10 protein-coding genes are annotated in these 10,146 nt (G+C 72.1%); 3 read left to right on the plus strand and 7 right to left on the minus strand.

Going from position 1 to position 10,146, the window contains the following annotated elements; genetic code table 11:
- Positions 1–129: 129 nt before the first annotated feature.
- On the plus strand, positions 130–1,218 hold the full coding sequence (ligD, locus tag VIM26_RS16490) for a non-homologous end-joining DNA ligase (protein ID WP_331953116.1): 1,089 nt from the start codon (positions 130–132) through the stop codon (positions 1,216–1,218).
- A 79-nt stretch (positions 1,219–1,297) separates the two neighbouring features.
- Here ligD and VIM26_RS16495 read toward each other — a convergent pair whose 3' ends face one another.
- Positions 1,298–4,432: a PKD domain-containing protein gene (locus VIM26_RS16495; RefSeq protein WP_331953118.1), complete on the minus strand. Its 3,135-nt coding sequence runs from the start codon at positions 4,430–4,432 to the stop codon at positions 1,298–1,300.
- 132 nt (positions 4,433–4,564) lie between these two features.
- Here VIM26_RS16495 and VIM26_RS16500 point away from each other — a divergent pair, with 132 nt between their 5' ends.
- Positions 4,565–4,750, plus strand: a complete 186-nt coding sequence (locus VIM26_RS16500; RefSeq protein ID WP_331953120.1) for a hypothetical protein — start codon at positions 4,565–4,567, stop codon at positions 4,748–4,750.
- A 46-nt stretch (positions 4,751–4,796) separates the two neighbouring features.
- Here the strand turns inward: VIM26_RS16500 and VIM26_RS16505 are convergent, their stop codons facing one another.
- The 4 genes from VIM26_RS16505 to VIM26_RS16520 all read right to left on the minus strand — a co-directional run bounded on the left by VIM26_RS16505 (position 4,797) and on the right by VIM26_RS16520 (position 8,774).
- The gene (locus VIM26_RS16505) at positions 4,797–5,357 is read right to left on the minus strand and encodes a hypothetical protein (RefSeq protein ID WP_331953122.1); all 561 of its coding nucleotides are present in this window, start codon (positions 5,355–5,357) and stop codon (positions 4,797–4,799) included.
- Between the two features lie 233 nt (positions 5,358–5,590).
- Positions 5,591–7,147 (minus strand): M15 family metallopeptidase, encoded by a 1,557-nt coding sequence (locus VIM26_RS16510; protein ID WP_331953124.1) that lies wholly within the window; start codon positions 7,145–7,147, stop codon positions 5,591–5,593.
- 380 nt (positions 7,148–7,527) lie between these two features.
- Complete coding sequence (locus VIM26_RS16515; protein ID WP_331953126.1) at positions 7,528–7,827, minus strand: hypothetical protein; 300 nt, start codon at positions 7,825–7,827, stop codon at positions 7,528–7,530.
- A 44-nt stretch (positions 7,828–7,871) separates the two neighbouring features.
- Complete coding sequence (locus VIM26_RS16520) at positions 7,872–8,774, minus strand: Gmad2 immunoglobulin-like domain-containing protein (RefSeq protein ID WP_331953128.1); 903 nt, start codon at positions 8,772–8,774, stop codon at positions 7,872–7,874.
- Positions 8,775–9,187: 413 nt separating this feature from the next.
- Between VIM26_RS16520 and VIM26_RS16525 the strand changes: the two genes are divergently transcribed.
- On the plus strand, positions 9,188–9,319 hold the full coding sequence (locus VIM26_RS16525) for a hypothetical protein (RefSeq protein ID WP_331953130.1): 132 nt from the start codon (positions 9,188–9,190) through the stop codon (positions 9,317–9,319).
- A gap of 10 nt (positions 9,320–9,329) precedes the next feature.
- On the opposite strand, the gene VIM26_RS16530 is transcribed toward VIM26_RS16525, so the two are convergent.
- Together VIM26_RS16530 and VIM26_RS16535 are read right to left on the minus strand one after the other, a co-directional pair.
- Complete coding sequence (locus VIM26_RS16530; protein WP_331953132.1) at positions 9,330–9,701, minus strand: hypothetical protein; 372 nt, start codon at positions 9,699–9,701, stop codon at positions 9,330–9,332.
- Positions 9,702–9,713: 12 nt separating this feature from the next.
- Positions 9,714–10,146: glycoside hydrolase family 3 N-terminal domain-containing protein (locus VIM26_RS16535; protein WP_331953134.1), on the minus strand; the 433-nt coding region annotated here is incomplete at its 5' end.

Consider the following 10,146-nt stretch of genomic DNA (forward strand, 5'->3'; position numbering starts at 1 on the left):
CGTTCGGCCGCGAGTTCGCCCATTTACCCGCGAGTTCGCCGGTTTCGAACGACGAATTCGCGTCAGATGGGCGAACTCGCGGGCGGCGGTGCCCGCGCGGGGGCGGGCGGGCGTCGTTAGCGTGGGGGGATGGCAGCTGGCAAGACACCCGCGGTCGAGCTCGAGGTTCGGGGGCGCACCGTCAAGGTCAGCAGTCCCGACCGGCTGTACTTCCCGGAGCGGGGGCTGACCAAGCTCGACGTCGTGCAGTACTTCGTGTCCGTCGGGGACGGGATCCTCGGCGCGCTGCGGGACCGCCCGACCACCCTCGAGCGCTGGCCGAAGGGCGTGTTCGAGGGCGCGAAGCTCGCCACCCGGATGGACAGCTCGGGCGACGCGTTCTACCAGAAGCGGGTCCCGCAGGGCGCCCCCGACTACGTCGAGACGTCCCGGATCGCGTTTCCCAGCGGGCGCACGGCCGACGAGGTGTGCCCGACCGAGCTGGCCGTGGTCGCGTGGGCGGCGAACCTCGGCACGATCACGTTCCACCCGTGGCCGGTGCGCAGCGCCGACGTCGAGTCCCCCGATCAGATGCGGATCGACCTCGACCCGCAGCCCGGCACCGACTACGACGACGCCGCGCGCGTGGCCCCCGAGGTGCGCGCCCTGCTGCACGAGCTCGGCATGGAGGGCTGGCCGAAGACGTCCGGCGGGCGGGGGCTGCACATCTTCGTGCCGATCCAGCCGCGCTGGACCTTCACGCAGGCCCGGCGGGCGACCATCGCGCTGGGTCGCGAGCTCGAGCGCCGCCTGCCCGAGCAGGTCACGATCAAGTGGTGGAAGGAGGAGCGCGGCGTCAAGATCTTCGTCGACTACAACCAGATGGCGCGGGACCGCACGATCGCCTCCGCCTATTCCATCCGCGCGAACCCGCGCGCCACCGTCTCCGCGCCGCTGCGCTGGGAGGAGGTGGCCGACGTCGCCCCGAACGACTTCGACATCACGACGATGCCGGCCCGGTTCGCCGAGGTCGGCGACCTGTTCTCGCCGCTGAACGCCGACGGTGCGCCGAGTGCCGACGGTGGGCAGGGCTACTCGATCCAGCCCTTGCTGGATCTGGCCGACAAGGATGAGCGCGACCACGGCACCCAGGACCTCCCCTACCCGCCGGAGTACCCCAAGATGCCCGGCGAGCCCAAGCGCGTGCAGCCGAGCCGCGACCGGGACCGCCCGCGCTGACGATCACACCGTGGTCGAGATGGGCCGACCGCTCGCTGAACGCGGTCGCGCCGTCGTCATCGAAGGTCGCGGTCGCCGACTAGTTCGGGCCGGCGACGACCACATCGTGGGTGATCGAGCCCGTCGCGGCGGCATCGTCGGTCACCGTGAGCGTGACGGGGTAGGTGCCGCCGGTCGCGTAGGTGTGGGTCGCCGTCGGCCCGGTGCCCGTGCCGTCGTCGCCGAACGTCCAGGCGTAGGCGGCAATCGTGCCGTCCGGGTCGCTGGACCCCGACCCGTCGACGCTCGCGGTCAGCGAACCGCCCGTCGCGGTGAAGCTCGCCGTGGGCAGCGCGTTCGGCGCCGCGACGACGACGTCGTGGGCGATCGTCGTGATCCCGCCGTCGTTGTCGGTCACGGTCAGGGTGACCGGGTACGTGCCGGCCGTCGCGTACGCGTGGGACGCGCTCACCCCGGCGCCGGTGGCGCCGTCGCCGAAGGTCCACGCGTAGGACGCGATCGTCCCGTCCGGGTCCGTAGTCGCGGCGGCGTCGGCGGTGGCCGACAGGTCTGTCGGCGTCACCGTGAAGCTCGCCGTCGGCCGCGCGTTCGCCCGCAGGACGACGACCCGCTGGGACGTGACGGTCTGCCCGCCCTTGTCGTCGGTCACGGTGAGATCGACCTCCTTGGTGCCCGGCGTCGTGTAGTCGTGCGAGGCGGTGACCCCGGTCCCGGTGGCGCCGTCCCCGAAGGTCCACGCGTAGGACTCGACAGTGCCGTCGGGATCGCTCGTCGCGGACGCGTCGACGCTCGCCGTCAACTCCCCGCCGATCGCCGTGAAGGTCGCGGTGGGTGCCAGATTCGGGAGCACGCCGCCCGAGCCGAGCGACTGGTGCCCGGCCACGGTGGCGGCGGTGAGCGCCCGACCGTAGACGGCGACGTCGTCGATGTCGCCGACGAAGTTCTCGCCGGCGGCCCCGGGCCAGGCTCCGACACTGTCCCCCCCGATGCGCCAGTACCCGGCGGGGATCTGCGACGCGCTGACGGTATTCGGGTCCGCGGCCCGCAGCGCGCCGTCCACGTACAGCCGCATCCCGCTCGTGCCCAGGGTCGCGACCAGGTGGTGCCACTGCCCGTCGTTGTACGCGACCGGGGCGGTGATCACCCGCACCGAGTTGGGGTGGACGCCGAAGCGGAGCCGGCCGTCGGCGCCCATGTACACGTGACGGTCGTACTTGGTGCTGTCGATGGTCGAGTTGTTGCCGAAGCCGACGATCTTGCCGCCCGACGTCGACGTCGTCCTGAACCACGCCTCGACCGAGAACCGGTTCGGGCCCACCATCGCGCGGCTCCCGTACACCCGGGACGTCGCTGCGCCGGTGAATCGCGCCGCCCTGTTGGGGTCCCCGCTGAGCGCCCCGGGAACCGCCCGGACGACCCCCGTGCCGACGTACGAGTCGGCGTAGCCGGTCCAGTCCTGCGCGTGGTTGATGGTCTCGCCCAGCCGCCAGTAGCCGGCGGCGCCGTCGCGCAGGATCTGCTTGGCATAGCTGCTCAGCAGGCCGGCGCTGTTGCCGACCACCCCGACCTGCACCGTCGGAGAGGTGACGGAGTTCCCGAATGCGTCCCGGACCACGACCTTGTAAGCGTAGATGTGCCCGGGGACGAGGCCGGTATTCGTCATCGAGATCCGGGAGGGCTGCCACGAGGTGGCCTGGGAGGACGTCGTGAAGACCGGCGTGGTGGCGGCGTCGCGGTACACCGAGTACGTCAGGGTCTCGTTGTCGGGGTCCCAGTTGGTCGGCCATGACAGCTGCACCGAGCCCGAGGCCTTGGACACCGCGATCGGCTGAGTGGCGGCGCCGGTCAGCCGCGGACCCTTCTTGTTCGGGGCGAGGGTGCTCACGGCCATCCGAGCCAGGCCCTGCTGGGGCACCCCGTTCACGGTGAGGAACTCCCCGCCGTAGAGCACGTAGTCGGCGTCGCCGGTCACCTGCCAGGTCGCCTGGAGCTGGCCGGTGAAGGTACCGGCGGTGAAGTCCGGGTAGTAGTTGAGCAGCGCGGGCGCCGGGTAGCCCTGCCAGTTGTAGTAGTTCGCGATCGGATTGGGGGTGATGGTCATGGCGACCTTCTTGGAGAACGCCAGGCCGTACCGGTAGGCCCCGTTGGGGTAGCCGGCGATGTTGCCGCAGTAGTGCGCGTGCCCGGCGCCGTAGACCGTGTCCTTGCCCGGGGTGGCGAACACCGAGTAGGTGTCACCGTGGCAGTCCTCGACCCAGACGATCTCGCCGGTCATCGGGTCGGCGGCGAACACGCCCTCGAGGTTGCCCGCGCTGCTGGTGTCCCGGATGAAGGCGAAGCCGGAGCCGTAGATCAGCGTCCCGTCGGTCACCAGGCTCGTGATCCCGGCACCGTAGCCCCAGTTCTTGATCACCGTGTTGGCCGCCCAGGGAAGCACCGCGCCGGTCGATGCCGAGACCGCGCCCGACCCGGGCGCGGCGACGCCGCCGAGCATGGTGAACCGTCCGCCGACGATCAGGCGGCTCTGGTCGGGGCTCAGTACCAGCGCGTCGACCTGCGCGGACTGCGCCGAGACCGCCCACGACAGCAGCGAGCCGGTCGTGGCGCTGAGCGCCGCCAACCGGTAGCGGGTAGCGCCGGCCACCGCGTTGAAGTTGCCGCCGAGGTAGATCGTGCTCGGGGTGGAGGCGATGGCCCGCACGGCGGCGTTCGCGCCGACGGTGAAGCCGTCGACGCGCTTCCCGGTGGCCCGGTCCAGCACGACGAACCGCGCCTGCGCGGCGCCGTTCACGGTGGTGAAGTTGCCGCCGATGTACAGGCGGGTCTTGTCCGGCGACGCGGTGATCACGTACGCGGGTCCGTTGAGCGCCGGGGCCCAGGTCGTGAGCAGCGCACCGGTGGTCAGGCTGTAGGCGAGGAGGTTCGAGCGGCGGACGGTCAGCGTCCCGGGTGCGGCGCCCGCGGGCCGCGCGGTGGTGAACTGCCCGGCGACGTACACCGTGTTGCCGACGATGATCTGCGACCAGACGACGCCGTCGACCTGGACCGTGGGCAGGGAGTCCGACGAGACGGTCGCCGGGGTGCCCGGGTCGGTGGGCGCCGTGTCGGCGACGGCGGGAGCCTGCGGGCCGGCAACGGCGAGGCCGGCAACCAGGAGCGCGGCAGCTGCGAGGCTCGCGACTGCCCTGGGGAACGACGAGAGCGCCGAGCGCATGGGGATCCTCACGGGCGGCGCCACGCGAGGCGGCGCGCCAGACTCGGGCAACGGGACGTCGTCGAGCACGAAACCATGGCCAACCCCCGGTGTCCCGCCGGCGCGGGGCGCGTCCGACCGGCAATATCGTAGGTGGGCGTTTGGGACACAACGGACGAACACGGCCGTATTCACCCATCTGCGCACGAATGCAGTGCGCGGCGCGCGAACGGGCGAAGGCTAAACGCCGACATCGCCGGCAGCGGCAACATCACGCACTCCGGCGGCGCGAAGGTCACCAGCCACGTCTCCGGCAGCGGTGACATCAACGCCCGGTGAGCTTGTTACGTGCTGACGACCATCGCGCTGACCCCGACCAGCACGATCACCGCACCCGAAGGCGACGCGCGGCGTGATCCTCGCCAAGAAGCAGCCAGCCGGCGAGGCTTCCGATCACGATGCTCGTGCTGCGCAGCGGTGCGACCAGGGCCACGGGTGCGATCCGCATCGCGAGCAGGACCAACACGTATGAGAGCGGCGTGAGCACCGCGACCGCGACCGCGATCCGCCAGTGCCGGCGCAGCGTGGCGACCGCCTCGACGGGCCTCTTCGCGCACACGACGCTCAGGACGAGGAACTGCACAACGATCGTCCCCGTGTAATAGGGGACGGGTGGGATGCCGAGAGTGTTGACGCTGTAGTTGTCCCAGAGCGTGTACCCGGCGATGGCGAGACCGATGAAGAGACCGCCGAACAGGCCGACGAGTCGCTTGTTTCGGTCCTCGTGCACGCCTTGAGACCCGGTGGAGATCACCGCCACGCCCGCGAGGACGCCGGCGATCCCGAGCAGCGCACCCGCGCTGAGATGCTCGTCGAGCAGCACCGCAGCGACCACCACGACGACCACCGGCCCGAAACCGCGAGCGACCGGGTAGGTGATCGTCATGTCGCTCCTGGCGTGGCCTTTTCAGCACAATGCGCACCTTGACGAGCGTCGCCGACGGCTGGGGAGTTTCGGAGGCTACCCGATCATCCGCCGCATCGAATCCGGGATCGAACGGCTGGTCGCAGCCGCCGAGCTGCCGCGAACTGCGAGTTGTTGTCGTCGCCTCGCCCGAAATGCGACAACTACTCCCAGTTCGCGGCGCGATCGAGCCCGAGGACGTCGGGTCGTGTTGATCAGGGCTTGGTGCCGAACTCCCAGTGCCATGGCTCCGCCGGGCCTGTGCCGCCGGGCTCCATGATCGCCGGGTGGTGCCAGCCGAAGTCGCCTGCGCGTTCCTTCATCCACAGGTAGTCCGGGGCGCTGAACTGGCCGACCGACCCGAAGCCCCGGAGGTCGATGGCCAACCCGAGACCGTGGTTGGAGGTGCCCGGCGCGGCTGCGAGATCGCCACGGGACGCCTTGATGGCCGCCTGGTCGGCGAGCGTGCGGTAGGAGCTGACGATGTCGAGGTCTCGGCCGACGTCGGCGCGAAACGCCTTGTCGAGCCGCTCGAGGGCCTTCGCCGCGTCACACCGCATGAGGGCGTCCGCGGAGAACGACACCCCGCACAGCCCGTCGGGCGGGATCGCGCCGTTGTCCGACCCGACGGCGACCGCGACCTTCCGGGCGAGCTCGACGGCGGCGGCCCGGGCGGCGGCGGCGCGGGCAGCCGCCGCGGCTCGAGCGGCGGCCCTGGCGGCGGCCGCGGCAGCTCTGGCGGCCTTCTCGGCAGTCACGTTCGCTGCCGCGGTGGCCTGCACGTGCGCCGAGAGCGTGGTCACGAGCTGCGCGGCGGCGACCATCTGGGCGCTGACGTCGAGGTCGAGGGCGGCGAGGACGGGGACTTGGGCGGGTCGGCCTTCCGGTTCGGGTGCGAATCCGGGTCCCGGGCCGGTCTCGCTCTCGGTTCCGGTTCCGGTTCCAGTTCCGGTTCCGGTTCCGGTTCCGGTTCCGGTTCCGGTTCCGGTTCCGTGCGAGGGCCGCGTGGGTGCACCGGTGATCGGTGAGACCGTGTCGTTGCCGAGGACCGCCGTCGGGTCCGCGGCTGCATCCGGCCAGGTCACGTCGGGCTGCGCATCGCCGTCGGACGCGGGCGCGGGTTCGGGCGCGGGTTCGGGCGCGGGTTCTGGCTCGAGCTCGGGCTCGGCCGTGGCCGCGGGCTCCGGCGCGGGCTCCGGCTCGGCCTCGGCCGCGTCGATCGTCAGAGCCACGACGGATGCCCCTGAGGCGGTCGAGATCTCGCTCGCGGGCAAGGACGACCGCCCCGGACCGCCGACGAGCAGCTGTTCGGGAGACTCGACGGTCGCGCGTTGGGCCGCGACCGTGACCTCAGGCTGGGCCGGAGCGACGAGCACGGGGTCGGGCGCCCGCTCGGGCACCGGAACCGGGGCGGACACGATCAACGCCGCGAGGCTGGCGCGGGCGGCCTCGAGCGGGGCGAGCGTCGCGGGCGTGACGTCGTCCGACACATGTTCCGCGACGGTCACCGCATGCGCGACGGCGACGCCGGCGACCGCGAGCGCCTCGCTGCGCTTGTTGGAGGAGTAGGCGACAGCTCGTCCCTCGAGGCGCGCGCTGTCCGCCTGCTGCGCGCGCACCGTGATCGCGAACTCGTGCAGGACGGCGGCGACGCTCGCCTGGCGTTCCGCGCGCTCGAGACGGGCTGTGTGGAGCTGCGCCGCGCCAACCCCGAGCAGCGCGAACGTCACCACGACGGCGACCACGGCGGCGGCCCGCGCCGGGAGCGTCATCGCCGAGCCCGACCCGCGCGGCGACGAACCGGCGCGAGAGCGCGGTCGTCGAGTCCGGCGAGCAGGCTCGGGCAGAAGCGGCGGGAGCGGACTGGAGCACTTGTCGTCCAGACGGAGCTCACGCCGCGTCACTGGCGCCTGCGGGCACTCCATCGGTTGTCGTGGCCCTTCGTCCCGGTCGCCCAGCACTGATGCAGTCGGGATCCTCAGGCGCTCAACAGGTGACCCCGCAAGTCTCCATTCGGCCACGACGCCGAAGACTTGAAGAGATCAGCACCCCGACCTCACCCCGGCCGACACAAACGTCGTCGAGAAGTCGATTTCCGCCCATTGAGGTCGGCCGGAATGGGCGGAAATCGACTTCTCGGCGGGTGGTTGGGTCAGCGGGTCAGGTAGACGGGGTGCCAGCGGGGACCGTAGCGGCGGGTCAGCTCGGGGGAGGTCACGCCGGCGAGGGCGCCGACGGCGGCCCGCACGACCCGCGCGATCGCCCAGGCCTCCCGGTCGCCGTCGGCGACGAAGCGGACGGTGATCCGCGCCTCGCCGCGCACGACGGCGACGTCGAACGCCTCGACCGTCGTCAGCTCCCGCGCAGCTCCCGCGGCCGCAGGCAGCACGGCGTCGGGCTCGATGCCGGGGAGCAGGAGCCCGACACCCAGGGCGATCCGGTAGGAGGTCACGGGCCCGAGGTTATCGAGCGGGACGCGGGCGCGGGCCGAGACAGCTACGCGACGACGATCGCGCGCGTGTCCGTCGCGACCGGGCCGCCCGCACCGCCCGAGGGGTCGTCCTCGGTCACGGCGACGAGATACTTCCCCGGCTTCAAGGTGACCGCGAACGAGAACGGCGAGAACGTCTGCCCCTCGGCGGTGCGCGCGACGCCGGCCTGCACCTCGGCGCCGCCCGGGGTCGTGACGCGCCACGGCATGGTCGCCTCGAACACGGCCGCCTCGCCCGCGACGGTGACCGTCCTGGAGACCCTGTCGCCCTCGTTCGGGTCGTCGATCTGCACGAGCTGGCGGACGTCGAGCGGGTCGGCCCGGGCGATCGGCTCTCGGGTGCCGACCACACCGAACAGCTGGTCGACAACCTCACCCGCGATCAGGATCTGGACCGGCGGGGCCTTGGAGCCGGCCGCACCGAGCGCATCCGTGACGGCGTAGACGAGCGCCTGGACCGCAAGCACGGCGCCCATCGACCCGGTCGTGGAGGTCGCCGCCGACGACGACAGGTCGACCTGGACGACGCCGTCGGCCGCGCGCACCCCGAGCACCTCCCCCCGCGGATTCCAGAGCCCGTGGTAGTCGGGATCCAGCGGCTCACCCGCGAGGACCGCGCGGGCCGCGGTGAGCGCCGCCCCGCCGACGTCGGGCAGCGGGCGGATCTCGCGAGCCAGCCGGAGGTCGGTCCCGGAGCTCACGGCGTAGTACACGGCGACCTTGATCACGTCGGCGGTCGGGGCGGGGGACTCGCTCGCCCTGCTGGTCGCCGACGTCGGCGTCGGGGTGGGGGTCGAACCGCTGTCGGCGCACCCCGACAGCCACGCGAGGGCGACCGCGACCACGGCGGCCCCCGCACCCGAGCGGGCGCGCGCGGACCAACCGGACGCCGGCGCCTTCGTCGTCATCGCGCCCCCTGACGGGATCGAGATGGGCCCAAGTGTGCCGAACCTCGGACCGGCTCGGCAGGTCCGAACGGGTTACCCGGAGGCCCGTGGCCTGCGGATTCGCCGCCCGCCGTGGGGACGGGAGGGGGTTGCAGGGCGGCCGACGCGTAGGATCGACTACGCGAGGATTGACGGTTTCGTCCCGGCATCCTCGATTTGCAGCTCCCTGCGGTGCGAGCACCGCGACGGGCCTGGCAGCTCGCCCGCGTGGACCCGCACCCGGTCCGCGTTCGGCGAGACCTGGGGCAAGGGCCGACCCCCTTCATCACCCTCGCACGCCACCACACAAGGAGCACCACCATGGCGAGTGACCGCGTCGCACGCGCACACCCGTCTCAGGCCCCACCCAAGCGCGCCGTCGGGTCGTGCCCGCCATGAGCACGCTCGACGTGCTGCGGCTCGAACAGGTGTGGCGCAACCTCCCGCAGAAGGACCGGGCCCGGATCTTCGACGAGTTCCCGGACGTGTACGAAGCGATCGAGATGTGGGTCCGCGCGCGGGGGTAGTGCGCGACGGCTAGGCCCCCGGCAGTTGCGCCGAGGTGGATCCGCGCGCCGGGAGGGTGCCGGACAGCACCGCGGTGAGGACCGCGGGGAGCAGCAGGATCCCGATGGACAGCAGGCCCAGCAGCGCGCAGACGCCAAGCAGCACGGCGGACGCCGGCATCACCCGCCGAACCCTTCCGGTGGCCGCGGCGCCGACGGACGCGGCGACCGTGACCAGCAGCACCGCGACGTACCACCAGGCGATGCCGGATCCTGCGGACCCGTCGGGGCCACCCTGAGAGCGTATGACCAGGATGTACACCGCGAGATTAGCCAGGGCGAGACCGGCAGTCGCGCCGGCGAGGATACGGGCACGGCGGGAGCCATTCGGCGAAGGGTTCACGGTTTCCATCTTTCAGTGCGTCAGTCGGCTCTTCGCGGCCAGGACCCGGAGCACGGCCGCGTCGACCTTCTTCGCGAACGCCGGGTTCACGCGGGCGTGCGCGACGACGGCGTCGACCATCTGCGGCGCGACCGTAGGGTCCCTCGAGACGAGCACGATGTCGCCGCCCGCGTCGATCGTCTTGATCGCCCGCTGGGCCGGCGACCAGGCGAGCACCTGCGTCGCCGCGGAGAGGTCGTCGGAGATGACCACGCCCCGGAAGCCGAGGTCGCCGCGCAACACGTCCCCGACGACGACCGGGGAGAACGCGGCGGGCACGCCCGGGTCGATCCTCGTGTACATCGCCGTCGAGGTCATCACGACGCCGGCCCCGGCCGTGATCCCGGACCGGAACGCCTGGACGGAGGCGCCGCCGCGGGTCGTCACGGTGTCGGTGACGCCCGCC

This window comes from Pengzhenrongella sp. (genome assembly GCF_036565025.1).
GTDB lineage: Bacteria > Actinomycetota > Actinomycetes > Actinomycetales > Cellulomonadaceae > Pengzhenrongella.

Bases quoted from the DNA above. Each gene is read 5' to 3' on its own strand.
- VIM26_RS16495 (WP_331953118.1), bottom strand. From the start codon at position 4,432: ATGCGCTCGGCGCTCTCGTCGTTCCCCAGGGCAGTCGCGAGCCTCGCA.
- VIM26_RS16505 (WP_331953122.1), bottom strand. From the start codon at position 5,357: ATGACGATCACCTACCCGGTCGCTCGCGGTTTCGGGCCGGTGGTCGTC.
- VIM26_RS16525 (WP_331953130.1), top strand. From the start codon at position 9,188: ATGAGCACGCTCGACGTGCTGCGGCTCGAACAGGTGTGGCGCAACCTC.
- ligD (WP_331953116.1), top strand. From the start codon at position 130: ATGGCAGCTGGCAAGACACCCGCGGTCGAGCTCGAGGTTCGGGGGCGC.
- VIM26_RS16510 (WP_331953124.1), bottom strand. From the start codon at position 7,147: ATGACGCTCCCGGCGCGGGCCGCCGCCGTGGTCGCCGTCGTGGTGACG.
- VIM26_RS16520 (WP_331953128.1), bottom strand. From the start codon at position 8,774: ATGACGACGAAGGCGCCGGCGTCCGGTTGGTCCGCGCGCGCCCGCTCG.